Raw genomic sequence first — 24,796 nt, 5'->3', positions numbered from 1 at the left:
CCCGTATTCATCCTTTGGGCCGTCCCCACGATCATCGTGCTCGGTGGCGTCAGCTATTATTTTCTTCGTGTAGTGCACTAGCGTTGAACCATTCCGGCGATGCTGGTGCCCATCTATTTGATCGACGCCAGCACTGACGGGAAGCCCAGCGCGGCGCCCCCATTGCCCCGCGGCGCTGGGCCGCACAGTGCGGCAGGAGGTCAAAAGTGCCCATTTACCGACTATTGCAGAACGTTCCGTTGGGTCCCGACGAGGTAAAGCGGCTTGCCGATGCCTACGAACATACGTTGAGCGTTCTGTCCGTTAAAGACCGCAACGATCCTCTGGCCGAATTCATTGCCAAGAAAATAATCGAGATCGGTCAGACGGGCCTCAAAGACCCAGCGCAAATTTCGGCGCGCGCGATCGAAGAACTCGGACTTCCGTAAGGCGGCTTCAGTTGGCGGCCGCCTTCATTTCGAAATGTCGTCTGTTGGCCCAACTCGGACCTTCGGTGAGGTCCGCTATCGCGCCGCTATCAGGGGTACAGCGGACCTCATCGCCTAATCTGCGGCGCAGGTGAGTACAGTCGACAGCCACAGCGCGTTAACTTTTGTTGTAGAGCGGGCTGTCCGGTGCTGTGATTTCAGCGGTGGCCCTTTGTGGGTGAAGGGCTAGCCTCCAGGGGGTCTCAGCTTCGACGCCCCGGAGCTGGGGCTTTTGGTGCTAGAGGGCAGCTGAAAGGCCCACACGGGACGAGGGAGTTCTTCCCGTGCTGGCTTTACCACGGGAAGGGGCACTTGAAAGGCTCACACGGAAATGGGGGACGAGGGAGTTCTTCCCGTGGTTTCTTTATCACGGGAGGGCCTTTTGTTATGTCCACAGGCCCGCGCACGCATTGCCATTCCCTGCAAACGGCTGCTTGTTCACCTAACTGGGTGACGCACAGACCAGTTTGCCTGGCGCATTTGGGAGCCCACCCGGCCGGGCACGATGGAGCCTCGAACCAGGGTTTGCCTTCGAAAATACTAAGCGGGAAAACTGTCCAACACTCACGGAGAGGTTTGATAACCTGCGCCTGCGCTGATGAACTAGTGAAACTCGTGCTAGTCAGAATTAACAGCAGTGGTGCCGCCAGAACGGGAGCGAAATTCATCGCGTCCTCCTCTTTGCGGTTGCGGCTTCACACTACTACCTCAGCGATCAGAGAAAAGGCAGAACGACGGACATAGCTCGAGATTATCCAGCTCGGGTCGGTTAGAATCATCAATGGTCCGGCCGCGGCCTGTCATTGGCTTAGCACCGGATATTCGAAGGCAACGACTTCTGGATCGTTTCCTCGAACCAGGTTTCAGCGGCGTCCTTGGTGGCGAACACCTTGATGTGTTGGCATCACCGACCCGCTTTGCTGGTATCATCAGCGGTGATGTAGCCGCTTGTAAAAGGTTGCTTCGCAAGCACAGTATGCATTGTGGATTGCATTCTTCAAATGCGCGAGGTTCGCCGTGCCGAGAATGCCCAAGTACGCCAAAATCCAAAATGCCCGGAACCGCAGATCCCCGCCTTCTGCGGTGAGATTTTTCAACAGTCCTCTCGGAATATGGTTCTTGTCAGTAATATTTGTAACAGTCGGGGGAGCGGCTTTATCCGCTAGACAGGAGTGCTTGGCGTCGGCTCAGTCAGACATCGAGAGCTTCCGCCGTCTCTCCGAAGAACTTCTCGGGCGACGCGTGCGATTGATGCTCACGCTCCTAGAGTCTTCCAATGCCATCGACTTCGAGAGAGCGGTGCGATCAGACGCTTACGCAAGCTTCAAAGAGTTTGATGGTCAGAATTTGCGGACTCTCATAGTCCAGCAACAGAGGATCTCAGCGCGTTTCGACATATCTGATCAAACAGCCGATCGTTACATAAAGCTACTCACCTCTGAGGGCCCGCCAGGCAAAAATCTTGATTTTATTCTGAGAGAAGGAAACCGCCCTGGGACTATGGTAAGTGAAGCCGACGTGAAAGAGCCGCGGATAAATATTGCTCTTGGAATGAATCGTTACCTTTCGATTGCCGAAATTGAAGGAGGGTTGCAACTTGGGCCAGCGTGCTCGTTTTGGCGAATTGCGAGGCGCGCGTTTTTCGAAGATTACAAGACGGTTGTTGAAATTCCGAGGCAGCTTTCTGGCAAGTCACAGGCGAACTGATTTCGGGAAAGTACGGCAGGACGCCTACTCGTGATCTTGCCAGCGGTGGACCGCCTCGTTGAGCTTTTCCCGGTTGCACCGATCCTCGGGCTCCAACTGCATTACCGGCTCGTGAATCTCCACTGGGATAGTCAGCAGACTATCGAGCGGCTTTTCGACCCATTGGCACCATCGATCAAAGGCATGCATCAGGAAAGTGCCTCCCTTTACGCGTTCGATGGAGTGATGCTTGCGGTTCCTGCCTTGATCCAGTGTGGCGACCGGCCGCCGCTGTATGGCCGGTCGCGGTTCTTCGACACCAGGCCGTCGAGCCTAATCAGGCATGCGCGGCGGACTCCATACGGTCCAATTCGCCAAAATCGAAAATGAAAATGCCATCCACGCGGCGCGTCAGTACCCGCGCTTGGTTGTTCTTTCAAGGATGAGGAGGGAGCTGTCACAAAGTCTTCGCACCGCATTGCGAGCACGTCGCAGACATAAAGCTTAACTTCATCATTCTGCTAACGGCTGTGCAGGCTGTGCAGCCCATTGAAATCGGATCGGCTGTCAAGCCCGAGCAGGCCTGGCCATCGATGACATGGAAGCTTAGGGGTCTCGGCCGCGCTCGCCTTCACCCGTCGATTCTGCACGCCGCCGAGCCCTTTCAATCGCAGTCGGCGCTGTTGCCGCAGCAATCCCCACAGCAGTTTCCGTGTCGGCCGGAGCAGCAGCCGACCCGGTCTATGCTGCGATCGAGCGGCATAGGAGGGCTCAGGCGATCAGGCGATCCACCTGGCTGCGATCGACGAATTTGCCCGCCTTGAGAGGGCCTATGGCGTGCAGTCCGACTGCATCACGGAGAAGCCATGCCATGACGATAACGAGGCCTTCGGCCGCCTCATCGGAACGGCAGCTACGACGGCTGCCGGCCTGTTTGCCAAGGTAGACTACCTGCGCGAAATCGCTCGGCACCAGGCATGGTTGCTCGATGAGCGCGAGGGCACCGCGCTCGAACTGATCGAGAGCTTCGCCGGACCGATCAGGACCATTTGGGGACGCAGCAGTAGTTTTCCACAACCAAGGTTGCGCGCGCCTCCCGATGCGCGCAACCTTGTCTGCAGAGCCCCGACGTGCTGGTAGGCTGATCATGATCGACATCGTCAGAGATTGGAACGAGAATGAGGTGCGGCTTAGGCCCGGCACGTATTGGCATCTGTTTCGGTCGGGCGGGCTATTGAAGCACAATGCTCGGATGGGAAAGGGAGTTGTTTTCAGCGTCAGTTTTATTGCCGAGGCACCGGGAATGGAGAAGGCGGTCACACCGTTCTTCATGGGGCGATTTGATGATATCAAGGAGGCGCTTTGGGAAAATGTACGCACGAAGTCGTTTGCCGCGCTGCCTTCGCGGTTGAAAGCCTTCTATTGCTTCGAGAGCAGGGAGCTTGCCGAGCGCGCTCAGCGTGAATGGTTTGCAAGTCGAGAGCAGGGTGATCGCGAACTGCTCGAGCTTCGAATTTCGGAGGATGCCATTATCCATCGGTGTGATGCGATGTGGTTGGAGACGAGCCAGGATCAATGGCCGTTGAGTGCGGACCGGTATTGGAAGGGTGAAATGACAGCAGCGCCCTTTCCCGAGGTGCTGGTTCACGGCGGGTTCTATTTTCCCGGCTGGGAGCAGTTTCCGATCGCCTTTTAGTGGCTTGGCGAAGATCCTTCGCCTTGCATGCCGAGGATGTCGAGGGCGTAAGACTGCCCTGTGGCAAGCTAATCAGCGCCTTTCCATATCTGCGATCCGTCAGTGCCGCTCGCGGCCGTTCTTGGTCTTGGGCCGGCCAGGCTTCCTTCGCTTGTTCTTTAGCGTTGGCTTGGTTAGCGCGACGTGGTTGGACGCTATCAATCTGGTTTTGATCTCTCGGATCACCTCGTCCAAGCTATCGAGATGCATGGCTGTTTCACGAGCCAAAGCTTTATCCGAAAGCGTCACCCAAGCTCCGGTTCCGGTTCCCCATGAAGCAGGTATCAGCAGATAATCCTTAACGGCTTTGTTGAATTCGTTTAGCCGAAGTACGACAAGAACCCCGGCGGATACTTTCCCGCGGTAGGCTCTCCAGTGCGGGGATTCATTAGCACCTCTCTTTGGCAGTCGTCGCGCGACCAGGAAGGTGATCTTGAGCTTTCCGTTCACCAGCAAGCTGGCACGACTCTGCTCGATGGCCGCCTTGATTCTCGGCTCGATCTTTAGTGCCTCGGCCACTTGGGTGGCCTGCCTTGCCAGAACGTCAGGCCAAAAAACGCGAATATCGATCCAGTCGCAGTAGCGCCCCGGTTCATACCCGAGCAGGGCATAGATTTTTCGCAACGTGCCGAAATGCGCGGCGTATGTCCCGGTTGAGGGAAGTCCGGGCGTGTTGTTGATGATGGTCCAACTCAACTTTCCCTTTCGATGGAGAGCCGTCCGCAGCCTCAGCAACATCTGATCTTCTGGGATTTGAACGCGCCGCTCGGCAATTATTTTTTGTGCGCGAGCAAAGAGATTCGGGTCGACGATTGGATCGATGACCCCCAAACCTCGAATCCACCGATCTTTGGGATTGTTGATCAGCTTCTGCCCAATGGGTCGCGTGGTGCGGTTGTAAACGATATTGCCGATGTAGTTTTCATTCATAAGAATGATGCGGATCATGGCGCCGGTCCAAGGTCGCCCTTGATTGGTGATCTTCGCCCGATTGAGCTCCCGGGTGATTTGGCTGTAGGATTTTCGCTCGATGACAACTGATGGAATATTCGCCTGACCACGGCGGTTTCCTCATCGGGGCCGGGCTGAAGCCGCACGCGGTCCGTATGCAAGGCCTTGCGCTCTCCTTTGATAAGCCTGCCTTTCGAACGTGCGCTCTCATCTACTAGCTCCCTGCGGAGCCCGAACGTGAGCGGGCCACCAACGCGATATCCGAGGCCCGCGACTCGACTCTGACCAGTGTGGACTTTCACACCAAGCTCTCGGCTGTACTCAGCCGCCATCACACGCTTGATGTTCTTGAAGATGCTTGACAGAAGGCTTCCGTCGTTGTCGAACTGCTCAGCGCAATAGGCGACCTTGATGCCGTTTCGCTTACAGACAAACTCGTAATGCGCACTCTCGTCGACATCCTGGAAGCGTCCCCAACGGCTGACGTCGTAGACCAGGATGTGGTCGAATTCCGCGTTTCCTGATTGAACATCCTCAATTAGTTCGGTCAGGCCCGGACGTCCTTTGATCCTCAGACCACTGCGCCCTTCATCGACGTAGGTTCGAACGATATTAAGTTTACGTTGCTGAGCGTACGCTGCGATTGCGGCGGCCTGGTTCTCGATCGAGTATCGCTGAAAGTCAGTCGACATTCGAACATATTGCGCGGCTCGGAGCGCCTTCTGGGCTTTTGCCAGTTGCGTATTGCGTCGGATGACGAGCGCATTGACCATGGTCTTACCCCCGATCAGTCTGCTCGCAGGTCATCCAATCCGCGAACCGGGTTCGGCGCAAGGGCCCCGCCGGTTCACGCTGGCGGGCTCATTCTTTATCGCCCGTTCGAACGGCCCTGGGAGGTGGGCGTCATTCCAATGCGCCAGGGGCTGGTGGTTGGTAGACGACCCAAGCGGTAAATGCTGTGGCACCTAAAACCGCGAGGCTAAGGATCCCGCAGACGAGCCGATGTGTACTTGTTGCGTCGAGGCCAAGGCGCTTGCGCTCACGTTCCGTGAAGTAGTCCTCATAGATACTAGCGAGTCGCTTGCGATGACGCTCAATTGAGCTTTGGAAGTTCAAGAGCACGAAGAAGGAAATGAAGCCAACCGCGCATGTGCCCCAGACCAATACTTCCTTCGCGACCGGGAACGCGCGGGAGAGGATGTAGAGGGCGGCGAGCACAAGCCAAGTATAGTAAGTAACTTGGAATTGCTCCTTCTTGAGATAGATGAGGTTATCGCAAGCGTCCTTATACGCCTGCCCCACGTGGGGCTTCATATCTGGAGCCTTTAGTTCGTACCCAAAGGCCACGCCTTCCGGGTCGTGTTCTTTGAACCATTCGTCCGCCGCGTGCTGGTTAGCAAACACCTTGATGTGCTCTGGGTCGCCAACCTGCTTGGCGGTGTTGACATAGACAAAGATGGTCATTGGTCCCTCTTGAGCTTGCGCTTGCCCCAATAGTGGGTCTTCCGATCAGTATTGAAGACCCGTTCGAGGTGACGGTTCAACGCCCGCATAACGCCAATCCGAGCCAGCATCGTCGGACCGCCGCGCTCTGCAACGAGGATCAGCGCTTCCATCGCGGCCTGCCATTCTGGCGCCGAATGCTCGGCCTTCGGCAGCTTCATGATGTAGGCGGCGGCGTCCTTCAACGTGAGGAGCCGGCGGCCATTCGGTAGCTGTATTGGGTCCTCGAACGAGGTCGACCAGGGCAAAAAAGGGCTTCTTTCAAATAAATGGGGGTGACGCTGTAAACGACCGCAATTCCTAGCGGCTTGCCGAAATGTTCTAGTTTTGTTCTTATTGGGAAAATTGAGCAAGTCTGAGGGATATAGCATGCGCGATCTTGACTACATCCGCGGCGAAATAGAGCGAATGCGGACGCAGGTTCACCGTCAGCGGGGCGAGATCCTGCAGCTTCAGCGCGCCGGCATCGCGACAGCGGCGGCTGAGCTTTTGCTTGGTAGGATGCTGGCGAAGATCGAAGGGCTGTGCGCCGAGCGGGACCGGCTCAGGAAAGAGCAGGGTGGGCCGACGAAGGGGCGGGTGCTTGGCGGGCGGAGCTGGTGATGGTGCTGCCTTGGTACGACGAGAGCGCGGACAACTCGCCATGGATCAGGGCGCTTGCTGAAGTGCGTCAGCGCGCGGCACGCGAAGGCCATTGCTATCAGCACGTTCAAGCGATCACCGTGGCGATCGACCAGTACGCAGAGAAGGCGCTGGGCAACCGCGACTACTTTCTCAATAAGCCCTACAGCATCGGAGGGGCTCGAAAAGCCGGTGATGTGCCATGACCTCTCCTATATCGTAGCCCCCACAGAGACGGGCTCCAGCCCCGGGAGTCGAGAAGACGGCGCAAAGAGCTGGAGCCGCGGTGGCGTCTATAGACGCCACCAGATTCCTACGTCATCAGGCTCGGATCGTTCCTCGATCGCGGCTTCCCCGGCAGTCTCCATGATGCGCAATTCTGCCAAGAATCGTACCCAGCCTGAACGGGCCATTTCGGGTCGCCTATCTGGTGCCTGGAACCTAGACAGTCGGGATCACGTTATCTCGCTCTCCGTGCCCTCGCTGGTGATCCTGGATGGCATCGACGCCATTGGGGATTTGCTGGACGCCACTCTGGCGATTGAGCCGAATCGACCTGTCCGAGTGAAACGGAATTTCACGGTATTTGAGGGTGGCAAGCAGTAAGCAAAAGCCCCGGTCTTTCGACCGGGGCTTTTTAGTCACCAAAGCAGGTTTGCGATCACCTAGCTTTAGAGGCCAGCTTTTTGAGGGCTGGACTTAATTGCCGGAGCTACCGGCGACCTGTGAAATATGGGGGTAACGGGGGTTAACGTCAAGTTAAAGCCCGAGCCCCGCGCGCACACATGTACGGACTTTTTCGAGGGTGCCAGCGTCTATAACGCGCTCATCGTAAACTCGTTGCCCTTGGTTCCATCCAGAAAACAAGAGCCTAAGCCTATGAAACGCAACAGTTAACACGATATCGCCCTTGAGCCACATTCGGGGCTCCGAATAAGGATGCGGCAGGACCGGATCAAGCGTCAGTTCCATATGGTGGGGCAAAACTGGATTAGGCGCAGTAGTGCTCAGCGGCACAATCGTACACATGAAAGCACGCCCGGGAATCGGCGGCGACAGGACCAGCGCGGGCCTGCGCTTGCACATTTCGGGAGGGCGGAAGCCTTCATTTAGGTCTACCCGAACTATCGTCCCGGGCTGGGGGTGTATGGCGACGGTCATACACGTAGCTAGACAGGCGAATCGCCTATCCACAACCCTGGAATTGTCCGTGTCCTAATTCCCCGCAGCGAGTGTCGCCCATCCGCCTTTGGATCAGTCTCGACTATACGCAGGATGCTGCCACCGAAAGTCCGCCACGCGCATCACGTTCTCGGTGTCAATGTTCTTCCAGTTGACGGTGCTCACGTTCTGCCGCGAAAATTTAACGATCATCGACTTCTCGACTGACTCATTCCCCTTGATATCCTTGAAGGTACCCATGGCGGTGAACGACACTTCTTTGATGTTAGGGAATTTGGTGAAGAGTCCCGGAACGATATCCTTTACGTGCTTCTGAAAGAGGGTCTTGGTCCAGCCCTTGGTCAGCGCCCAGGGATCCATTGAGAACTGCACCTTGAGTGAATCGCCGTGCAGCTCGCCCTTCACGTCGGCGCGGGGTTCAGCGATCACCGCACGGACATATTCAATCGGGTCTGTCGCATTCTCGGCACTTACGACTGGCTGAGCAGGTGACGTGGATGAGCCCTTGTGGGAAGGCCCGAACAAAACTACGAGGCCAATGATGGCCAGACAAAAAACTAAGAACCTCATGGGTGAGCTCCCGGTCGTTTCCCGATATGGGCGAAGATCTTCATGGCCGCACAGGTTCCGCTGCGGGTTGCTTCTTCGTTTCGTGCGACAGTTGCATCAATGATCGGATCACTGCGCCTTTCGATGCAGCGTCTTCGGAACCGCTCGCCACGTTTTCGGGTGTGCATTTTGTCGTAGGAGGATTTCCGCACTGCCGGGCCAGCGCTTCCCAACCCACACACTTTCCTGAGCTGTTGCGATAGCCTGGGCCACCATTGTCGCCGCATGCTGCGAGCACGGGCTGATAACATATCACCGACAGCATAAGGATAAGCGGCGCTCGCACTGGCACCTCGCCCCGCGTGGTGGGTGATTTTCCTATGCGCCCGGTGGGCGCTGCCCCTGGAATTGGATGTTGCACTTCTTGGCAATGGAGGCCTGCTCTACAGCAACCATTTGGCCTTTCATGTTGGCGAGCTCGGCGGCTGTTTGCTTGTCGCCACCGACAAAGAAGGCGGCCGGCCAGAAAATCACAACCGCGGCCGTAGTCGCGAGCGTATCCTTGGTGCGCTGGCTGTCCTGCGCGCCGGAGAGAGCGGCCGCGCGCGCGGATATCGACTGAGCCTCCATCCCTAACTGCTGGCAGGTATAGGATGAGTACTGAACGGGCGACACATAAGTCGGCGTGATGTCTGCCGCTGACGACGCGCACCCGCCCAGCGCGGCGCCCAGCGCCACGATTCCCAGTTTATGCATGTTTGAAATCTCCCCCAGACCCGCTGGTATCCAAGCGCAACTGATGGTGGAGGGCAAGAGTCGAATCGCCCGATTTCCCCAGGGGATGGTCAACCTTTGGTCTTGGCCTTCACTGGCCTCTGGCCCGGGCAATCATTCGCCGATTTCATTGCGGTCTGTTTGCAGTGCTTCAACCACTCAGCCCTGCCTGCGACGGTAATCCGATAGAACGGCATGTAACCCTTGCGGGGTGGGGAAGATTTCTCGATCAGCCCGCGAATTTCGAGACGCTCGTTCGTTTCAATGCCGCCGCTATTAAAGTCAGCAGCGCCATCAGCCTCAAAATATGCTCGCAGCGAGGCAATCTCGCGCTTACCGAGCGGCTTGGTGCGCACGATCGATTCCCATTCGCCGTCCGCGTAGACACGCGTGCCGTTCGGATAGCGCCCTGGTGGCAGTTGCTCCATGGTGATCTCGCCCCCTTTGCCAGCGATCGAGTGCCGCAACTAAAGTGTCATTAGGAAGGGCGCTTGCGCGCTGTTCCAGGCGTTCGCCAAAGCGGCGCGGAGGCTTGGGTTGATCATCCCACTTTGCCGCGAGCTCGTCGGCTTCCGACGAATGGATGTGCGATGGATCGAGCTCGATCCGGATTGCGCCGTCGGGGAGGATAAGTACTGATCCAGCGCCTGTTTGTTTTGCGGCCCGTATGGCGCGAGCTATGTCAGCTTGCGTGAATCGGGTGCGTCTACTCATCGGCCGATGCGAGGATGTTTCGTCAGATCCGGGAGTCCATTGCGTTTGCCAGCCACGCCTTCACCGCCGGCCAATAGCGCCTATCCCCGAAAAGTCGTTGCTTACGCGGAAAGCCGTAGTTGGCCTCAAGGCCCGGCAGGATCTTGCGCATATGCTTTTCCGGCACGCCGAGGCGGCGGATCAACTCGGCATCGGTGAGGAAGAGCTTGTCCTTCTCGCGTTCCAGAGTTTCAGGCGCCGGCATGCTCATGTTGGGGTACTCCCTCTTGGACAGGCGAACATGAGCGGCGGAGATTGGCGCCTCTGAAAAGACCGACTTCCCCGCAATTCACCGGACGCCAAACGCGCCGAAGCGCCCCCAAGGGGGATGGATTTTAGTTGGGGCCGAAAGCGCTGATGAGCCCGATCACTATGGGGATGAGACCAGCGCAAATCCATAATGCGGGTGCACTGGAGCTTAGGCCGGCAATAAGGATCCAAAGACCGAAGCCGACGATGATGGCCGAGATCGCATAGGCGGCCGCTTTTTCCATGTTCGATCCAACAGCAAAACCGGGATCGATCGCCCTCTATGACTCGCTAGTGGGGCAAAACGTTCCGGTGCCCGTGGACGGCTGCCCCCTGGAAAGGTGATTTCGTGAGCAAATCAGCAGGCGGCGGATCGTATTCGTTCGACCAACCGGCGTCAGGTCCCGCCGGGAGCAGGGTTTCAAACCAATCTCCGCTACTTCCGCCCGCGCCTGATCCGGCCGCCATGCGTTCGGCCCGGCCTCATGGCCGGGCCGAATTCATGGCCGCCAACGGCGACGGCACTTTTGGGCGAACAGCGACTTCGAGCGCACCAAGGCCCGCCAGTTCAGGCTGACTTGCCACTTATCGACGTTCAGCTAACTTCGGTGCAGCGGAGTGTCCCATGAATTGGCGATCTGCGGCAAGGAAGGCAAGCCTATGGATCCTCGGGTCCCTCGGCGTCGGTATATTGATTGCCAAAGCCATTGAAAAATGGGGAGACCGAATTGGGTATCTCGACGACCCCTCAAACGGTTTCCAGTGGGCGCTCGCCAAGGCTGCTGCAGTCACGGAACAATGGTTCTTTTATCCAGCTTTGACTTTCCTGATCGGATTGGCGATCGGCTTGTGGGTTGATGCGTTATTTCGCAGCAGAAGCGCCGAAAGAGAAGCGGAGCTTGCACTGCTGGGATACGATCTGAGGGAATTTTCAGACTTCATTGTTGAGCGCGCTGGCCAGATTAACCAACGGTGGCCAACCTGCATAAGTGACCGCATGCCGGACCTGCAAGCCTTACTAAATCGGGCACATGGCGCTGGGCTACCCGCTCCACCGCCAGAGGTCATGCAGCTAAGCGACGATGGCGAGCACTTTGCCGGTTACCTCCGGGACGTGGGCACGTTTCTGATCAACAATCAGTTTGCGGGAGCGAAGAACGTCGCCCTTCATTGGAATGCAGAGATCGAAAAATACGCCGCCAGCCGTCAGGGCGGCGGCGTTTGATTTCCTTTTTGATTTCCTTGGAGAACGAGGAAAGCCAACTCTCTGGCTAAAGCAACAGCCGCAGGCATTGGCGCACTGCGGCTTTAGCCGGGTCAATGGCTATTGGTGATGAAACGTCGGCCCCGCCGGCCCGGTGCCTAGCCCCCAAGGCCTCCCGCGGGGAGTAACCGCGTAGGAGGCCCGCCGACTCCACCCGGCGGGCTTCTTTGGTTTTGATGGGAGGGCAACGTCCTCGCTAACGCGGAGCAGCTGCCTACGGGCTTCGATCGCTCCGGTGCATCGATCATGGCAAACAATCTGGCGATGGTGGACCGGTGAAAATCAGGCGGCTAATTTTAGCTTTTTAAGCACATTGGGAGCCGCGTCATGTTGCAGGGTATCCTTTGGCTATTCGATGATCCCATCGCCGATTTGCTGCTCGCCGGCACATTCATTCTGGTGGCCCTTCAGTTCCGACAGCTTAGACTCATGCAACACCGAACAGACAAACTTGCATCGGAGGTCTACGAGCTAAAAATGCTGGTGAGGACGATGTCGTATGTGCCCGAGGCGGCCAGCTTGAAGCTTGCCCAGACAGAGCCGGCGCTGCCAACCTGACTGGTTGGGCCGAGCGTTTTCACCCTCGCTAGCGCGCTGGTGCCGCGCCGCTGTCGCTGGTTGCGGTTTCCGCCGCGACAACAGGGACTTTCCCGGCCATTCTATGGTCCTGTCAAAGCGGCCCGCCGTCCACCCAGCGACGCAGTCAATCGACGCAAATGGCGCAAACCTTGCTCTAGCCGCGCCGTTCTCGCCGTGCGCGAGCCATCAGACGGCTTTAGCGCCGGACCTTTTCTTGGACCAGGATGAGGTGGGCTGGCTTTGACGGGTTAGCACGAGAGGGGCCGCGGGTTCACGCCTGGCGGGCCTATCTTTCGCCGGATTTCTGTCACCAACATTGCGCGTTTTAGAATCGATTGGGGAGAAACGACGTGGCGATAGGTACAGTGAAGTGGTTCAACACAACAAAGGGCTATGGATTTATTCAGCCCGATGCTGGCGGCAAAGACGTGTTCGTCCATATTTCCGCCGTTGAGAGAGCAGGTCTGAGCAGTCTGAATGAGGGTGCGAAGGTAAGCTACGAACTCGTGGCCAACCGTGGGAAAGAATCCGCCGAGAATCTCAGGGTAGGTTGATCGTCTAGTTATTCAAAACGGCCCCAGCCGCGGGGGCATTGGCTGGGGCCGTCATTCCCCATGCGCCATGAGGCGGCCTCTGGCGCGCACACCAAATGCGGCTAGCCGCTGTCAGTTCCTAATTCTTGCCGGCTCAGATGGCCTAAATCGGCGGCGCGCTGGTTTACAACGATCGGAGCAACTGCAAAGGACTATCGTCGGAGGTAGCGGACGTGCATTCTGGCTTCGCTCACGCCGGCTTAAGGAGACGAGACCTAGTGCAAAATCCTACACGCGAAATTGCTGCGGCGATCCTGATCGACACGGATGGCCGCTTACTGCTTCAGCGCCGGGATGACAAGCCCGACATTTTGCAGCCCGGCAAAGTAGGCATGTTCGGAGGTCACCGGGAAGGCGACGAAACTTTCATCGACTGTGTTGTGCGAGAGGTCGCCGAAGAAATTAGTTGCCGTGTTCCAGTCGAACGATTTCAACATCTGCTCAGCTTAGACGGCCCAGATCCGGACGGATCCGAAGGGTGTGTGAAAGGCGAGCTTTTCATTGCTTACGACATACCGACCGAAGAGCTGATCATCACAGAAGGCGAGCTTCTAGTTGTTGGCCCCGACGACATTTCGAAATTGCGAAGCGAACTAACGCCGCTGACAGTCATCGCGCTATATGCCTTCAGGAAGGAGGCCGCCAACTGAGGCTGATTAAATAAGGACGAACCCAAGTGAGGCGTCGGTCCCGCGCTACTTGTAGGGGATTGACGGCCAAAATCCAAAATGGTGCATTGCGGCCATTGCAGTGCGTTCATTTTGGAGTTTGTTTATGAATGACGTGGTTGAACTCATTTTAAATTCCTACCAGTCAATGCGCCCTCTTGATATCGAGCGAGCTGCTGACTCCAGGCAAAAAATTAGCCGATACATTGAGGCCCTGACGTCTGCTGGCGAGCGCGATACCGAGCAGCTCACGATATACGGCTTGGCCTATTTGACAGAACTGCACGAGGGGCAAGATCCTCGGTTCACCGGCTGTTAGCCACCGGTCCAAAATCTAGCCTCGGTCCCGCGCTCACAGCGCATGGGCGAACGGGGACGCTCATGGCCTCACCCTTGGTGGCGTCCAGACGCACAATACTCGACCAACAACAAGCACAGGGATCGCCATACCCTGGCGGATAGAAGCGTCAACCTGGTCCGATTGTTCTCGGTGGATCGATAGCGGGCCCGGCAGCAACGCCTTTAGCGCTGCAAAATCCGATTCGTTCTGTTCGAGCCACCATCGTGTGGTGGTTTCATCAACAGCTCTCCATTGGTCGAAAAACAGCCGGACGTCGACGTCGCTGTCCGGGCGATGATCGCCTCGCACGCAGCTTCCAAATAGATAGACCGCGGGAATGCCTGGCGCCGGAGCGATCCAATCGTCGAAGGTCTTAGCGAGGGCAATCAACTCCGGGTTTTGCATTATCTTTGAACCGGACATCGGGCGCAGGCTTCACCGCGTTTGCTGATCGATCGGTAACTACTCTGCACCGGCGAAGGCATGCCGCTCGTTGACGCTCGGGCGCACGACACAGGAGGCATGGGTCCGTGTCCCCGGAAAGCACCGCAAGGATATGCAGCTTGGAAAGCACTTCTGGACATGCTCGAGTCGCGCCATTGAGGTGACTACCAAAGCCCGGGCCTCAGCGCCGGCCTTTTCTTTGGAGCGCGACCCCACTACCGCTGCGGGGCATAACTCAGCAGCACGAGAGCAGTTGCCAAAAAAATCGCCGCCACGAGCAGAATCCCACCCAGCCGCTTCGTGCCGCCCAAGCAGACGATAATCAGGATCGTGCAGCCGATTATGACCCCGACCCATTTGAGGGCCCACAAAGTTGCGCAACCGGGGATGCTATCCTGAGGGACATGCTCGCGACACGTCAGCGGGCGTGGCGTCGAGCAAATCGCCAATGGTCCAGACCCGATCCGCCACGCCCGGAGCCGCGCCCGGCGTAGCCCCGTAAAGTCTCATGGACGCCCGTGGGCCGAGATCGCCTCAACCGACTGTGATTGCGATTGCTAAGCGCCCGACCTAACTGCCGGGCCTTTTCTTATTTGCATGACCATAACCGCGCTCATCAAGGTAAGAGCGCAGGATCTTGCGGATCGCTTCCGTCCGCGTCAGGCTGACACCTTGGCCGCGCTGATCGGATATGAAGACATCGAGATCAACATCTCGAACGTCGAAAAAGAGATTCTCCAGCCCAATCACGCCAGCTTGGAGTCGTTTTGACATTTGGATTAGGCCTTCCTCGCTGAGCTTGATTCCCTCCTTCAGTTCGGCGAGCTCGCTTTTGATGGTGCTCTCATCAGGCTCACCGTCGCGCATAATATGCATCACCAGCGCGGTGACGATCTCGGCGTTCATCGACTTGCCATGACGCGCAGCCATGTCGGCTAAATGCGCGCGCATCCCCTCCGGAAGCCGGACGATAAACTGATCAGCCCCCCTGCCGGGGCGGGTCTTGCTGACGGTCTTTTTCTTGGCCATTTGGTTCCCCTCGCACGGTGCGATTATTGCACTTGCGAACGTCATCGCACCGTGATACCAAGATGGACGTACCAGAAGCGAGAGATTCTGTCATGTCCAAAAGTGATGACCGTCACCAATTCCTCGTTAGGCTACCGCGTGACGTTAAGGACTGGCTCGAGAACGAGGCGGCCCGCACCATGGCCAGCCAGAACAGCGAGATTGTCCGCTCCATACGCGCCAGGATGGACAGCGAGCGGCGGGATAGGGCGGCTGGCTAGTGCCCCTTACGGCATCCCGCCCAGCCTTGTCGGCACGCGACGTGTCCATTCCGCGCTTCGCCTTGAGGCGAAATGAGGCGGCGGCGTCGGTCGGCGTCTCGCCGACAACTTTTGACGAGTGGGTAAAGGAAGGGAGGATGCCGATTGGGCACAAGGTTGGCGGTGTTGTGCTATGGGATGTGGGCGAAGTGCGAGAGGCTTGGGAGAGGTTGAGGGACGGCAGGCCCGTTGAAAATAACCCGTTCGATGGGGTCGTCGCGTGATCAAGACCCGTCTCCGGTACTGCGTGTTTGACCCAGATCGAAGAGGCAATCCCCGTTACTATGTTCGTAAGCCAGGTTCTAAGAAGATCAGAATCCGCGAGGCCTTTGAGGACCGCGAAGGAAACATCAGACCAGAATTTATGAAGGCTTACTTCGCGGCGCTCGAGAGTCTCTCGGGTATCCCGCGGCCACTGCAGCCTCCGCCGCGTGAAAAGACGTTCGATTGGTTGGTTGATCAGTACTACAAGTCAAGCAGGTTCAAGGGATTCGACCCGGCTACGCAGGCCGACAAACGCAGCGTCCTTAATCGGTTTTGCGAGACTGCTGGCAACTTGCCGTATGCGCTGTTTAGAACGAAGGACGTCGAAGCCAGTCAGGACAAGCGAAGGGCAACACCTGCTGCTGCAGACAAGTTGGTCAAATATCTTCGCGCTCTCTTTGCTTGGGCAATCAAGAGCGGGCATGCGAAGTCAAACCCCGCGGTCGGCGTTGAGAAGATTCATGAAACCGTAGGCTGGCATACATGGTCGCTGGCCGAGATCGCCGTATATCGACAGCATCATGAGGTAGGGACGAAAGCTCGCCTTGCCTTGGAGATTTTTTTGAACGTAGGCGCCCGCATCTCTGACGTGGCGAGGATCGGCCGCCAGCACGAGGTGGATGGACGCCTGCGCTTTGTTGCATGGAAGGGGCGTGGGAAGAAGAAAACTCGACGGACGATAGACATCCCGATCAGCGCAGACTTGGCTGTGTCGGTAGCTGCCACGTCAACCGGCGACCTAACCTACTTAGTAGCGGAGAGCGGCCAGCCGTTCACAATCAACGGTCTCGGCAACAAGATGCGCGACTGGTGTGATGCCGCTGGTCTTCATCATTGCTCTGCGCATGGCCTGCGCAAGGCGAGCGCAGTCGCGATGGCGGAAAGCGGCGTGACCGCGCCGGAACTCTGTGCTGTTTTCGGCTGGGGTAAGTTGGAGACCGCGGAGATTTACATCCGAGAAGCTAACGCAACGAGGATGAGCGCGAACGCTTTCGCGCGCCTCGAAGAATATCGGAACCGAAAAAGTATCTCACCTTCGGTGACGAAAACGAAAAGTGAGACAATCAGGAAAAAGAATCGTGACTAATCAATGCCAAAATTGCCTAATGGTGGGCCCGGCAGGACTCGAACCTGCAACCAGACCGTTATGAGCGGCCGGCTCTAACCATTGAGCTACAGGCCCCGCCGCGGAGCGGCCGCGGGGGAGGCGGCCGGCAACGGTGCCGCCATCGTTTACAGGCATGACAGCGATACGGCAATGCCGACCTTGTGGGCCGAAAACGCGCTTTCACAAGCGCTCGTGCTTGCCTACAACCTTCCGTGCATCATCGTCACCGAACGTTTGAGGCCAACAATGAAACTCGCTGGGATTGCCTGCGCCGGCCTGCTGCTGCTTGCGGGCAGCGCCGGAGCACAGGAGGGAGGCAAGGCCATTACCAGAACCACGATCAGCCTGGGAACCGCAACGCCGGGCGGCGGCTTTCCGGTTTATGGCAATGCATTTGCGGAAGTGATGCATGCGGCCGATCCGGCGCTGTCGATCGAGCCGCGCAACACCAAGGGCTCCAACGAAAACATCCCGCTGCTGGAATCCGGCCAGCTCGATATCGCGCTGGTGGCGGGGGAGCCCGCCTACGAAGCTTTCATGGGCATCGGCCGGCCGGCGACGAAGTTGAAAATCCTGACCGCGATGTATTCCAGCCCCGGCATGTTCGCGGTGAGGGCGGACAGTCCCTACAAGACGATCAGGGATCTGGTCGGCCAGCCGGTCGCGTTCGGCGCGAAGGGCTCGGGCCTGCCGATCCTGTCGCGCTATATCCTCGACGGCATCGGGCTGAAGCAGGACGAGGACTTCAAGTCGATCTATCTCGACCGCGCCGGTGACGGCCCCGCCATGGTCCAGGACGGTCGCGCCGCCGCGCTGTGGGGCGCAGGCGTCGGCTGGCCCGGCTTTGCGGCGATGGCGCAAGCTCCCGGCGGCGCGCGATTTATCACACCCGACGCCGGCGAGATCGCGCGCGTCCGCGCCAAACACACGTTCCTCAAACCGCTGACGGTGCCCGCCAACAGCTATCCGAACCAGCCGACCGCGATCGATTCCATAGGCTCCTGGAGCTTTGTGCTGGCGCGTGAAAGCCTGCCCGACGACGTCGCCTACAGGTTGGCGCGCACGCTTCATGGGCAGGAGGCCGCGCTCTGCAAGAAGCTGCCGCAGGCCTGTGAGACCACGGCCGCGAACACGGTTGCGGCGGCGCCGAACGCGGGACTGATTCATCCCGGCGTGATGAAGTATTTTCGCGAAGTCGGACTGGCGAAGTAGAGCGCGTCTATTTCCACTCGTCGTCCCTGCGAACGCAATGCGAACGCAGGGACCCATAACCACCAATGCCCGTTGTTACGTCAGGTGGCGGCTCCAGCCTTCGCAACAACGCGACCCTGGGATTATGGGTCCCTGCTTTCGCAGGGACGACCAGAGATCACTTCTTCGCCATCGCGCACGCCGGATCGGGCGGGCCGAACGCTTCGTCGCCGGGAATCCTGGCGAGGATCTGATAGTAGTCCCATGGATATTTCGATTCATCCGGCTTCTTGACCTGCACCAGCCACAGGTCGTGGATCATCAGATTGTCCTCGCGCAGTTTGCCGTTGCGGGAGAAGAAATCCTCGATCGGCTTTTCGCGCATCTTCGCCGCTACCTTCAGCGGCTCGTCGGTGCCGGCTTCCTTGATGGCGTTGAGATAGCTCATGACCGATGAATAGACGCCGGCCTGCCACATCGTCGGCATCCGGTTCATCTTGGCGAAGTAGCGCTTCGACCATTCGCGGGTCTTGTCGTCCATGTCCCAATAGAACGACGTCGTCAGCAACAGCCCCTGCGCTGCCGGTAACCCAAGCGAATGGATGTCGGTGATCAATGCGAGCAGCGCGGCCATCTGCTGGCCGCCCTTGAACACGCCGAACTCCGCGCCGGTCTTGATCTCGTTCATGTTGTTCGGAGGACCGGCGGCAATGCCGATGATCTTGGCTTTTGAGGCCTGCGCCTGCAGCACGAAGGATGACAGATCAGGCGTGGCAAGCGGCGGGCGCACCGAGCCCAGCACCTTGCCGCCATTGGCCGTGACCACGGTGGAAGCGTCGCGCTCCAGCGAGTGACCGAACGCATAGTCGTCGGTGATGAAGAACCAGCTATCGCCGCCGCGCTTCACCACCGCCTGCGCGGTGCCGACCGCCAGTGCGCGGGTATCGAACACCCATTGTATCGCGTGTGGCGAGCAGAACTTGCCGTGGAAGTCTGCGGTGCCGGTCGAGTGCACGATCAACAGCTTCTTCTTCTCGTTGGTGATGTTCTGCACCGCAAGCCCGACCGCGGAAACCGGAACGTCGAGGATCACGTCGACCTGATCCACGTCATACCAGCGCCGCGCAATGCCGCCGCCGATATCCGGCTTCAACTGGTGATCGCCGACGATGATGCTGATCGGCTTGCCCAGGACCTTGCCGCCGAAATCGTCGATCGCCATCTGCGCGGCAGTGACCGAGCCCTGGCCGGTCGCCGTTGCCGCCGGGCCGTTCATGTCGGTGAGAACGCCGAGCTTGACGACGTCGTCCGAGATTTGAGCGAGCGCCGCGGTTGACGCCAGCAGCGCGGCCATGAGCACGGCAAGCCTGGATAGTTTCCTGGCGAACATCCTGTCTTCTCCCTAGGAATCAGCACATTGGCCGTTGGTGTTGTCAGGCGGTTGGTTCCGCCAATTGGTCTCATTTGCAACTATTTCGCGCCGACGTCAATGTGGGTTCGATGGGCTAAACCGCGCGCGCCATATCCGGTTCTATTTATTTTCCTCCCGATTCAGGGCATAGGCGCGCCAATGACCTCGAACCAGCGCTTGCCGAATTCGCTAACGCCGCTCGATGTGGCGCTCGCCGCGTTGCTGGAGGGCGTGGATCCTGCCGCGCCGGTGGAACTGGCATTGGCGGAAGCGCTGGGCTGTATTGCCGCGGATATGCCGGGGCTCGATGCCCACCCGCCGCGCGATATCGCTGCCGCGGACGGCTACGCATTCCGCGCGCGCGACCTTGTCGGCGCATCCTCCTATTCGCCGCTGCCAATAACGGCGGCGCCGGCGTGGGTCGAGGCCGGCGAGATCATTCCTGACAACTGCGACTGCGTGCTGGATTCCGATTCCGTCGAGATGTCCGGTCCGCTGGTGCAGGCGCTGGCGGACGCGATCCCGGGGCAGGGCGTGCGCCGGGCCGGCAGCGATATCGCAGCGGGCAACCGTCCCGTTGAAGCCGGCCAGCGCATGCTGCCGCGCCATCTCATGGTCGCCCGCGCCGCAGGAATGGCGCGGTTGAACGTGCGCCGCCCACGCCTGCGCATCGTCAATATTCCCCGGGGCACGGTAACCGCGGATCTGGTCGCCGAGAGCGCGCGGGCCGCGGGCGGTGAGGTCGTCCTGGTCGCGGCTGCAGGTCGCGATACCGCATCGATTGCCGCGGCGATCGATGACGGTGCGTGCGATCTGCTGCTGATCGTCGGCGGCTCCGGAGTCGGCCGCACCGACGCCGCGGTGACGGCATTGGGCGCGCGCGGGAAGATTCTCGCACATGGCATTGCCCTGCAACCAGGCCGCACTTCGGCCGTTGGTCGTGCAGGCAAGACGCCGGTCGTGGTGTTGCCAGGCGCGTCCGACCAGGCCCTGGCGGCGTGGTGGACGCTGGCGCTTCCCGCGCTCGATCGTTTGTCGGGCCGGCGGCGGCGCAGCACGCTCAATCTGCCGCTGGCGCGCAAGATTGCTTCAAGCGTCGGCATTGCCGAGATCGTGCTGCTGGAACGAGAGCAGGATGCCTGGGTCCCGCTGGCGGTGGGCGAATTGTCGCTCGATGCGATTGCGCGCGCCGAGGCCTGGCTCGTGGTGCCCGCCGGATCGGAAGGATTTGCGGCGGGCACCCGGGTCGATGCCTATATGCTGCGGGAGTGACATGGGTTCGGGAATGACGAATACGCCCTCGCCGAAAGGCCGCGACAATATCGATCAGGATCAATTCCTGACCATCCTGTCGCGCGAGGATGCGCTGGCGCGGTTTGAAGCCGCGCTGTTTCCGCGTGCGGTCGCGAGCGAGAAACGCTCGCTTGCGGAGGCGCTCGGCTGCGCGCTCGCCGAGGACGTCGTGGCGCCGATCGACGTGCCGCCGTTCGATCGCTCCAATGTCGATGGCTTTGCGGTGCGTTCCGCCGACCTCGCTTCGGCCGGCGAAGCTTCACCGGTACGCGTGATGCTGAACGACGAAGTGATCGCGTGCGGCACCGCGCCGACGCGGCCGGTCCTGTCGGGAACAGCCACGCCGATCGCGACCGGTGGTCCGGTGCCGCGCGGCGCGGACGCCATCGTCATGGTCGAGCATAGCCAGCCGGCGGGACATCGTGCGATCGACGTCCGCCGCGCCGCTTCGCCCGGGCAATTCGTATCCTATGCCGGCTCCGATATCGCCCGTGGCGAGGCGCTGCTGCGCGCCGGGACCATCGTCGGCTCGCGCGAGATCGGGATGCTGGCGGCCTGCGGCATCGCGGAAGTGACCGTCGCGCGTCGGCCGCGCGTTGCGATCATTTCCACCGGCGATGAACTGGTGCAGCCCGGCCATTCCCTGCGGCCGGCCGCGATCTACGACACCAACGGCGCGATCGTCACGGCGGCGATCACGGAGAATGGCGGCGAGGCCAAGTTTCTCGGCGCCATCGCCGATGATCAGGCTCAACTCGAATCCGCGATGCGCGAGGCGCTCGCGAGCAGCGACATGCTGGTGCTGTCAGGCGGCACGTCCAAGGGCGCGGGCGACGTGTCCCACCGCATTATCGGCCGGCTCGGCAAGCCCGGCATCATCGCCCATGGCGTGGCGCTGAAGCCAGGCAAGCCGCTGTGCCTTGCGGTATGCGACGGCAAGCCTGTCATCATCCTGCCGGGATTTCCGACCTCGGCGATGTTCACCTTCCACGACATGATCGTGCCGGTGCTGCGGCGGATGGCCGGCCTGCCGCCGCGCTCGGACGCCAAGGTGGCCGCGCGCGTTCCCGTGCGGATCGCGTCCGAACTCGGCCGCGCCGAATTCGTCATGGTGTCGCTGGTTGAAGGCGCGGATGGGCTGATTGCGTATCCTACAGGCAAGGGCTCCGGCGCCATCACCTCCTTTGCCCAGGCCGACGGCTTTCTGCGCATCGATGCGTTGGCGGACCAGATGCCGGCCGGCAGCGATGCCGAGGTGACGCTGTTCACGCCGCATGTGCGGGTGCCCGATCTCGTTATCGTCGGCAGCCATTGCACCGGGCTCGATCTCGTCACGGCACCGCTGGCGCATGCCGGGCTCACCGTGCGCTCGATCGCCGTCGGAAGCCTCGGCGGCCTCTCGGCCGCCAAGCGCGGCGAATGCGATTTTGCGCCGATCCATCTGTTCGACGAGAAGACCGAGACCTACAACACACCGTATCTCAGCGACGGGCTCGAACTGGTGCCGGGATGGCGTCGCATGCAAGGCATCGTCTTCCGCAAAGGCGACAAGCGCTTCGAAGGCCTGAGCGCGGAGGATGCGGTGCGTGCCGCGCTGGCCGATCCCGCCTGCATCATGGTCAATCGCAACCAGGGCGCCGGCACGCGCATCCTGATCGACCGGCTGCTTGGCGGTGCGCGCCCGGACGGCTACTGGAATCAGCCGCGCTCGCACAACGCGGTAGCCGCGGCGGTCGCGCAGCACCGTGCCGACTGGGGCATGACCATTGCGCCGGTCGCGCATGCGTCAAATCTGGGTTTCATTCCCTTTGCCGAGGAGCATTATGATTTTGCGCTGGTGACGGCGCGCAAGCAGAGACCGGCCGTGCAGGCCTTTCTCGACGCGCTGGCGTCAGACGGGGCGCGCGCGGCGCTCGAGCAGGCAGGTTTCCGGCCGGCCTGAAGCCGTCGGAGCTGAAGAAGCCGTCAACAGAAGCGGCTCGGGCAGGGATGGGAATGGCAAGACCGCTATCGATTGCGATCGTCGGCGCCGGCATGGGCGGGCTCGCAACCGCCGCGGCGCTAGGGCGGGTCGGCATCGATGTCACCGTCTATGAACAGGCCACGCAGTTCGCGCGGATCGGGGCCGGCATCCAGATTGGCTGCAATGCGATGAAGGTGTTGCGCGCCCTGGGGCTGGAGGCGAGGCTGCGCGCGCAATCCTTCTATCCGCGTTCCTGGAATAACCGCGACTGGCGCACCGGCGACATCAAGTTCGACATGATCTTCGGCGAGAGCGCCGAGCAGAAATTCGGTGCGCCCTATCTTCTGGCGCATCGCGGCGACCTTCATGCGGCGCTCGCCAGCGCCGTCCCCAATGCCTGCATCAGGCTCAACCACAAACTGGTCGGGCTGGAGGAAACCGGCGAGGGCGTTCGGCTCACCTTTGCCAATGGCGCAAGCGTTACAGCCGATGCCGTGATCGGGGCCGACGGCGTCCACTCGGTCGTGAGAGATATCCTGTTCGGCACGTCACCGGTGAACTTCACCGGGCGGATCGCCTACCGCACCACGTATCCCGCCGCGCTGCTCGGCGGCGAGACGATCGACGACTGCACCAAATGGTGGGGCGAGGACCGCCACATCGTCATCTATTACGTCAAGCCGGACCGCAGCGAGATCTACCTCGTCACCAGTCAGCCGGAGCCGGATTTCCGGATCGAATCCTGGTCGGCGAAAGGCGATGTCAGGGAATTGCGCAAGGCGTTCGCCGGCTTCCACCGCCAGGTCGAGCTGGTGCTGGCCGCGTGCCCCGACGTGCACAAATGGGCGATCGTCGATCGCAATTCGCAGGAGCATTGGGCGGATCGCAATGTGACGTTGCTTGGCGATGCCTGCCATCCGATGACGCCCTACATGGCGCAGGGCGCAGCGATGGCGATCGAGGACGCCGCCGTGCTGTCGCGTTGCCTCGAGGGCGTCGAGAGGGAAGGCGTCGCCCACGCATTCCGCCGCTTCGAGGCGACGCGCAAGGAGCGAACCACGCGCATTCAGGCTACGTCGCGCGCGAATACCTGGCTCAGCGGCAGGACCGATACCGACTGGGTGTACTGCTACGACGCCTGGACCGTGCCGCTGGCGGCGTAGTTTCTCTTTGATTTGCGCATGATCTTTTCGGAAAACCGGCTCCCACTTTTCCGGATCATGCTCTAGCCCTGAACCCGCAACAGCTCGCTTATTATCCGTGGCTTCATCCATCCGACGTTGTCCATGATCTCCCTGCGCAGCGCGTCCTGCTCGGCCTCGTATTGCTCTCGCGTGATACCTTGGCCACCCATCGCGGTAACTCCGAACGCTTCGAGCGCGAGATCATGGCGCTGCTTCCATTCGATCACGCGCTTGGTCATGACCTCCGTAACCGCGGGCACCGTGCCGGGATGGCCTGCGATGTCACAGAGCTCCTTGGTGCGTACGTCCGCCGCCAACATCAATACGTTCCAGTCATCGTATCCGATGAGATTCATCTGGGCATATAGAAACGCACCATGCTCGCCGTCCCAGATTGTGTGGTCGATGACCAGGAATGGCGCGGCGCGGCAATAGCCGTAGCGCGTGGTCATTTCACGGTTGAAAGCCTCGGTGCGCTCATCCAGCCGCTTCTTGGCCGCGGCGAAGAGAGCGATATAGTCCTGTGCCGTGGGCAGGATGTTGCGCGCATCATCCGGAGCAAAGCCGACTTCCTGCAGAAACCTGCCGATCTTTGGATCGTCCCAGAGTTCCTTGGGGAAAACGCGGGTCACACCATCTGCGTCCGGTGTCGGACGCATCGTCTCCTTAAATTCGGAAAGGCTTGGTTGCTTGGTG

General features: G+C 59.8%; 32 protein-coding genes and 1 tRNA gene. 17 read left to right on the top strand and 16 right to left on the bottom strand.

Features of this window, described 5'->3' with window-relative positions; all coding sequences use genetic code 11:
• Window positions 1-239 precede the first annotated feature (239 nt).
• On the top strand, window positions 240-428 hold the full coding sequence (locus tag V1290_RS12245; protein WP_334364633.1) for a hypothetical protein: 189 nt from the start codon (window positions 240-242) through the stop codon (window positions 426-428).
• 1,215 nt (window positions 429-1,643) lie between these two features.
• Window positions 1,644-2,174: a hypothetical protein gene (locus tag V1290_RS12240; protein WP_334364632.1), complete on the top strand. Its 531-nt coding sequence runs from the start codon at window positions 1,644-1,646 to the stop codon at window positions 2,172-2,174.
• Between the two features lie 750 nt (window positions 2,175-2,924).
• Here V1290_RS12240 and V1290_RS12235 read toward each other — a convergent pair.
• Window positions 2,925-3,302: a hypothetical protein gene (locus V1290_RS12235; RefSeq protein ID WP_334364631.1), complete on the bottom strand. Its 378-nt coding sequence runs from the start codon at window positions 3,300-3,302 to the stop codon at window positions 2,925-2,927.
• Here V1290_RS12235 and V1290_RS12230 point away from each other — a divergent pair.
• Window positions 3,301-3,849, top strand: coding sequence for a hypothetical protein (locus V1290_RS12230; protein WP_334364630.1), 549 nt, complete (start codon window positions 3,301-3,303; stop codon window positions 3,847-3,849). The genes V1290_RS12235 and V1290_RS12230 overlap by 2 nt on opposite strands.
• A 99-nt stretch (window positions 3,850-3,948) precedes the next feature.
• Here V1290_RS12230 and V1290_RS12225 read toward each other — a convergent pair whose 3' ends face one another.
• From V1290_RS12225 to V1290_RS12210, 4 genes are all read right to left on the bottom strand, one after another.
• Window positions 3,949-4,869 (bottom strand): recombinase family protein, encoded by a 921-nt coding sequence (locus V1290_RS12225; protein ID WP_334369008.1) that lies wholly within the window; start codon window positions 4,867-4,869, stop codon window positions 3,949-3,951.
• Complete coding sequence (locus V1290_RS12220; RefSeq protein WP_334364629.1) at window positions 4,833-5,612, bottom strand: recombinase family protein; 780 nt, start codon at window positions 5,610-5,612, stop codon at window positions 4,833-4,835. Before V1290_RS12220 ends, V1290_RS12225 begins: the two co-directional genes overlap by 37 nt.
• A gap of 130 nt (window positions 5,613-5,742) precedes the next feature.
• Entirely contained in the window at window positions 5,743-6,303 is a 561-nt protein-coding gene (locus V1290_RS12215) for a hypothetical protein (protein ID WP_334364628.1), read from the bottom strand.
• On the bottom strand, window positions 6,300-6,527 hold the full coding sequence (locus V1290_RS12210) for a hypothetical protein (protein ID WP_334364627.1): 228 nt from the start codon (window positions 6,525-6,527) through the stop codon (window positions 6,300-6,302). The genes V1290_RS12215 and V1290_RS12210 overlap by 4 nt, the downstream gene beginning before the upstream one ends.
• 184 nt (window positions 6,528-6,711) lie before the next feature.
• Here V1290_RS12210 and V1290_RS12205 point away from each other — a divergent pair, with 184 nt between their 5' ends.
• The 3 genes from V1290_RS12205 to V1290_RS12195 all read left to right on the top strand — a co-directional run bounded on the left by V1290_RS12205 (window position 6,712) and on the right by V1290_RS12195 (window position 7,569).
• Complete coding sequence (locus tag V1290_RS12205) at window positions 6,712-6,945, top strand: hypothetical protein (protein ID WP_334364626.1); 234 nt, start codon at window positions 6,712-6,714, stop codon at window positions 6,943-6,945.
• Window positions 6,945-7,169, top strand: coding sequence for a hypothetical protein (locus tag V1290_RS12200; RefSeq protein WP_334364625.1), 225 nt, complete (start codon window positions 6,945-6,947; stop codon window positions 7,167-7,169). The genes V1290_RS12205 and V1290_RS12200 overlap by 1 nt, the downstream gene beginning before the upstream one ends.
• 160 nt (window positions 7,170-7,329) lie before the next feature.
• The gene (locus V1290_RS12195; RefSeq protein WP_334364624.1) at window positions 7,330-7,569 is read left to right on the top strand and encodes a hypothetical protein; all 240 of its coding nucleotides are present in this window, start codon (window positions 7,330-7,332) and stop codon (window positions 7,567-7,569) included.
• Between the two features lie 153 nt (window positions 7,570-7,722).
• Here the strand turns inward: V1290_RS12195 and V1290_RS36495 are convergent, their stop codons facing one another.
• From V1290_RS36495 to V1290_RS12170, 6 genes are all read right to left on the bottom strand, one after another.
• On the bottom strand, window positions 7,723-8,124 hold the full coding sequence (locus V1290_RS36495; RefSeq protein ID WP_442894985.1) for a type II toxin-antitoxin system PemK/MazF family toxin: 402 nt from the start codon (window positions 8,122-8,124) through the stop codon (window positions 7,723-7,725).
• A gap of 93 nt (window positions 8,125-8,217) precedes the next feature.
• The gene (locus V1290_RS12190; RefSeq protein WP_334364623.1) at window positions 8,218-8,715 is read right to left on the bottom strand and encodes a hypothetical protein; all 498 of its coding nucleotides are present in this window, start codon (window positions 8,713-8,715) and stop codon (window positions 8,218-8,220) included.
• Window positions 8,716-9,072: 357 nt separating this feature from the next.
• Window positions 9,073-9,450: a hypothetical protein gene (locus V1290_RS12185; RefSeq protein ID WP_334364622.1), complete on the bottom strand. Its 378-nt coding sequence runs from the start codon at window positions 9,448-9,450 to the stop codon at window positions 9,073-9,075.
• 89 nt (window positions 9,451-9,539) lie between these two features.
• Window positions 9,540-9,896 (bottom strand): hypothetical protein, encoded by a 357-nt coding sequence (locus tag V1290_RS12180; protein WP_334364621.1) that lies wholly within the window; start codon window positions 9,894-9,896, stop codon window positions 9,540-9,542.
• A 308-nt stretch (window positions 9,897-10,204) separates the two neighbouring features.
• Complete coding sequence (locus tag V1290_RS12175; protein ID WP_334364620.1) at window positions 10,205-10,432, bottom strand: winged helix-turn-helix domain-containing protein; 228 nt, start codon at window positions 10,430-10,432, stop codon at window positions 10,205-10,207.
• A gap of 124 nt (window positions 10,433-10,556) precedes the next feature.
• A complete protein-coding gene (locus V1290_RS12170; RefSeq protein WP_334364619.1) occupies window positions 10,557-10,715 on the bottom strand; it encodes a hypothetical protein in 159 nt (52 codons plus the stop codon).
• Between the two features lie 380 nt (window positions 10,716-11,095).
• Between V1290_RS12170 and V1290_RS12165 the strand changes: the two genes are divergently transcribed.
• The 5 genes from V1290_RS12165 (at window position 11,096) to V1290_RS12145 (ending at window position 13,893) form a co-directional block, all read left to right on the top strand.
• Window positions 11,096-11,695: a hypothetical protein gene (locus V1290_RS12165; protein ID WP_334364618.1), complete on the top strand. Its 600-nt coding sequence runs from the start codon at window positions 11,096-11,098 to the stop codon at window positions 11,693-11,695.
• A 366-nt stretch (window positions 11,696-12,061) separates the two neighbouring features.
• On the top strand, window positions 12,062-12,292 hold the full coding sequence (locus V1290_RS12160; protein WP_334364617.1) for a hypothetical protein: 231 nt from the start codon (window positions 12,062-12,064) through the stop codon (window positions 12,290-12,292).
• Window positions 12,293-12,663: 371 nt separating this feature from the next.
• On the top strand, window positions 12,664-12,867 hold the full coding sequence (locus V1290_RS12155) for a cold-shock protein (protein ID WP_334364616.1): 204 nt from the start codon (window positions 12,664-12,666) through the stop codon (window positions 12,865-12,867).
• A 257-nt stretch (window positions 12,868-13,124) separates the two neighbouring features.
• Window positions 13,125-13,556: an NUDIX hydrolase gene (locus V1290_RS12150; protein WP_334364615.1), complete on the top strand. Its 432-nt coding sequence runs from the start codon at window positions 13,125-13,127 to the stop codon at window positions 13,554-13,556.
• Between the two features lie 124 nt (window positions 13,557-13,680).
• On the top strand, window positions 13,681-13,893 hold the full coding sequence (locus tag V1290_RS12145) for a hypothetical protein (RefSeq protein WP_334364614.1): 213 nt from the start codon (window positions 13,681-13,683) through the stop codon (window positions 13,891-13,893).
• A gap of 60 nt (window positions 13,894-13,953) precedes the next feature.
• Here the strand turns inward: V1290_RS12145 and V1290_RS12140 are convergent, their stop codons facing one another.
• Both V1290_RS12140 and V1290_RS12135 read right to left on the bottom strand, forming a co-directional pair.
• On the bottom strand, window positions 13,954-14,337 hold the full coding sequence (locus V1290_RS12140) for a nucleotidyltransferase domain-containing protein (RefSeq protein WP_334364613.1): 384 nt from the start codon (window positions 14,335-14,337) through the stop codon (window positions 13,954-13,956).
• Window positions 14,338-14,928: 591 nt separating this feature from the next.
• A complete protein-coding gene (locus V1290_RS12135) occupies window positions 14,929-15,387 on the bottom strand; it encodes an Arc family DNA-binding protein (protein ID WP_334364612.1) in 459 nt (152 codons plus the stop codon).
• Between the two features lie 92 nt (window positions 15,388-15,479).
• On the opposite strand from V1290_RS12135, the gene V1290_RS12130 reads away from it, so the two are divergent.
• Window positions 15,480-15,647: an Arc family DNA-binding protein gene (locus V1290_RS12130; protein ID WP_334364611.1), complete on the top strand. Its 168-nt coding sequence runs from the start codon at window positions 15,480-15,482 to the stop codon at window positions 15,645-15,647.
• A 259-nt stretch (window positions 15,648-15,906) separates the two neighbouring features.
• A complete protein-coding gene (locus V1290_RS12125) occupies window positions 15,907-17,037 on the top strand; it encodes a site-specific integrase (RefSeq protein WP_334364610.1) in 1,131 nt (376 codons plus the stop codon).
• Between the two features lie 20 nt (window positions 17,038-17,057).
• Here V1290_RS12125 and V1290_RS12120 read toward each other — a convergent pair.
• A tRNA-Ile gene (locus V1290_RS12120) sits at window positions 17,058-17,133 on the bottom strand.
• 171 nt (window positions 17,134-17,304) lie between these two features.
• Here V1290_RS12120 and V1290_RS12115 point away from each other — a divergent pair.
• Window positions 17,305-18,270 (top strand): TAXI family TRAP transporter solute-binding subunit, encoded by a 966-nt coding sequence (locus tag V1290_RS12115; protein ID WP_334364609.1) that lies wholly within the window; start codon window positions 17,305-17,307, stop codon window positions 18,268-18,270.
• A 157-nt stretch (window positions 18,271-18,427) separates the two neighbouring features.
• On the opposite strand, the gene V1290_RS12110 is transcribed toward V1290_RS12115, so the two are convergent.
• The gene (locus V1290_RS12110) at window positions 18,428-19,639 is read right to left on the bottom strand and encodes an ABC transporter substrate-binding protein (RefSeq protein ID WP_334364608.1); all 1,212 of its coding nucleotides are present in this window, start codon (window positions 19,637-19,639) and stop codon (window positions 18,428-18,430) included.
• A 180-nt stretch (window positions 19,640-19,819) separates the two neighbouring features.
• On the opposite strand from V1290_RS12110, the gene V1290_RS12105 reads away from it, so the two are divergent.
• The 3 genes from V1290_RS12105 to V1290_RS12095 are packed head-to-tail and all read left to right on the top strand — an operon-like array spanning window position 19,820 to window position 24,079.
• A complete protein-coding gene (locus V1290_RS12105; protein WP_334364607.1) occupies window positions 19,820-20,932 on the top strand; it encodes a molybdopterin-binding protein in 1,113 nt (370 codons plus the stop codon).
• Window position 20,933: 1 nt separating this feature from the next.
• A complete protein-coding gene (locus V1290_RS12100) occupies window positions 20,934-22,895 on the top strand; it encodes a molybdopterin biosynthesis protein (RefSeq protein ID WP_442894984.1) in 1,962 nt (653 codons plus the stop codon).
• Window positions 22,896-22,948: 53 nt separating this feature from the next.
• Window positions 22,949-24,079 carry an FAD-dependent monooxygenase gene (locus V1290_RS12095; RefSeq protein ID WP_334364605.1) on the top strand — a complete coding sequence of 377 codons (1,131 nt, stop codon included), beginning with the start codon at window positions 22,949-22,951 and terminating at the stop codon, window positions 24,077-24,079.
• A 62-nt stretch (window positions 24,080-24,141) separates the two neighbouring features.
• Here V1290_RS12095 and V1290_RS12090 read toward each other — a convergent pair whose 3' ends face one another.
• Window positions 24,142-24,732: a hypothetical protein gene (locus V1290_RS12090; RefSeq protein ID WP_334364604.1), complete on the bottom strand. Its 591-nt coding sequence runs from the start codon at window positions 24,730-24,732 to the stop codon at window positions 24,142-24,144.
• Window positions 24,733-24,796: the final 64 nt, after the last annotated feature.

It is taken from the genome of Bradyrhizobium sp. AZCC 1578, assembly GCF_036924675.1.
GTDB lineage: Bacteria > Pseudomonadota > Alphaproteobacteria > Rhizobiales > Xanthobacteraceae > Bradyrhizobium.
This window is presented reverse-complemented; position numbering and strand designations above follow the sequence as displayed.

Excerpts from the sequence above, each read along its gene's own strand:
- V1290_RS12115 (WP_334364609.1), top strand. The coding sequence starts at position 17,305 with ATGAAACTCGCTGGGATTGCCTGCGCCGGCCTGCTGCTGCTTGCGGGC.
- V1290_RS12105 (WP_334364607.1), top strand. The coding sequence starts at position 19,820 with ATGACCTCGAACCAGCGCTTGCCGAATTCGCTAACGCCGCTCGATGTG.
- V1290_RS12100 (WP_442894984.1), top strand. The coding sequence starts at position 20,934 with ATGGGTTCGGGAATGACGAATACGCCCTCGCCGAAAGGCCGCGACAAT.
- V1290_RS12230 (WP_334364630.1), top strand. The coding sequence starts at position 3,301 with ATGATCGACATCGTCAGAGATTGGAACGAGAATGAGGTGCGGCTTAGG.
- V1290_RS12235 (WP_334364631.1), bottom strand. The coding sequence starts at position 3,302 with ATGATCAGCCTACCAGCACGTCGGGGCTCTGCAGACAAGGTTGCGCGC.
- V1290_RS12135 (WP_334364612.1), bottom strand. The coding sequence starts at position 15,387 with ATGGCCAAGAAAAAGACCGTCAGCAAGACCCGCCCCGGCAGGGGGGCT.
- V1290_RS12220 (WP_334364629.1), bottom strand. The coding sequence starts at position 5,612 with ATGGTCAATGCGCTCGTCATCCGACGCAATACGCAACTGGCAAAAGCC.
- V1290_RS12180 (WP_334364621.1), bottom strand. The coding sequence starts at position 9,896 with ATGGAGCAACTGCCACCAGGGCGCTATCCGAACGGCACGCGTGTCTAC.
- V1290_RS12205 (WP_334364626.1), top strand. The coding sequence starts at position 6,712 with ATGCGCGATCTTGACTACATCCGCGGCGAAATAGAGCGAATGCGGACG.
- V1290_RS12200 (WP_334364625.1), top strand. The coding sequence starts at position 6,945 with ATGGTGCTGCCTTGGTACGACGAGAGCGCGGACAACTCGCCATGGATC.
- V1290_RS12140 (WP_334364613.1), bottom strand. The coding sequence starts at position 14,337 with ATGTCCGGTTCAAAGATAATGCAAAACCCGGAGTTGATTGCCCTCGCT.
- V1290_RS12215 (WP_334364628.1), bottom strand. The coding sequence starts at position 6,303 with ATGACCATCTTTGTCTATGTCAACACCGCCAAGCAGGTTGGCGACCCA.
- V1290_RS12110 (WP_334364608.1), bottom strand. The coding sequence starts at position 19,639 with ATGTTCGCCAGGAAACTATCCAGGCTTGCCGTGCTCATGGCCGCGCTG.
- V1290_RS12195 (WP_334364624.1), top strand. The coding sequence starts at position 7,330 with ATGATGCGCAATTCTGCCAAGAATCGTACCCAGCCTGAACGGGCCATT.
- V1290_RS12145 (WP_334364614.1), top strand. The coding sequence starts at position 13,681 with ATGAATGACGTGGTTGAACTCATTTTAAATTCCTACCAGTCAATGCGC.
- V1290_RS12175 (WP_334364620.1), bottom strand. The coding sequence starts at position 10,432 with ATGAGCATGCCGGCGCCTGAAACTCTGGAACGCGAGAAGGACAAGCTC.
- V1290_RS12170 (WP_334364619.1), bottom strand. The coding sequence starts at position 10,715 with ATGGAAAAAGCGGCCGCCTATGCGATCTCGGCCATCATCGTCGGCTTC.
- V1290_RS12160 (WP_334364617.1), top strand. The coding sequence starts at position 12,062 with ATGTTGCAGGGTATCCTTTGGCTATTCGATGATCCCATCGCCGATTTG.
- V1290_RS12095 (WP_334364605.1), top strand. The coding sequence starts at position 22,949 with ATGGCAAGACCGCTATCGATTGCGATCGTCGGCGCCGGCATGGGCGGG.
- V1290_RS12165 (WP_334364618.1), top strand. The coding sequence starts at position 11,096 with ATGAATTGGCGATCTGCGGCAAGGAAGGCAAGCCTATGGATCCTCGGG.
- V1290_RS12130 (WP_334364611.1), top strand. The coding sequence starts at position 15,480 with ATGTCCAAAAGTGATGACCGTCACCAATTCCTCGTTAGGCTACCGCGT.
- V1290_RS36495 (WP_442894985.1), bottom strand. The coding sequence starts at position 8,124 with ATGACCGTCGCCATACACCCCCAGCCCGGGACGATAGTTCGGGTAGAC.
- V1290_RS12185 (WP_334364622.1), bottom strand. The coding sequence starts at position 9,450 with ATGCATAAACTGGGAATCGTGGCGCTGGGCGCCGCGCTGGGCGGGTGC.
- V1290_RS12190 (WP_334364623.1), bottom strand. The coding sequence starts at position 8,715 with ATGAGGTTCTTAGTTTTTTGTCTGGCCATCATTGGCCTCGTAGTTTTG.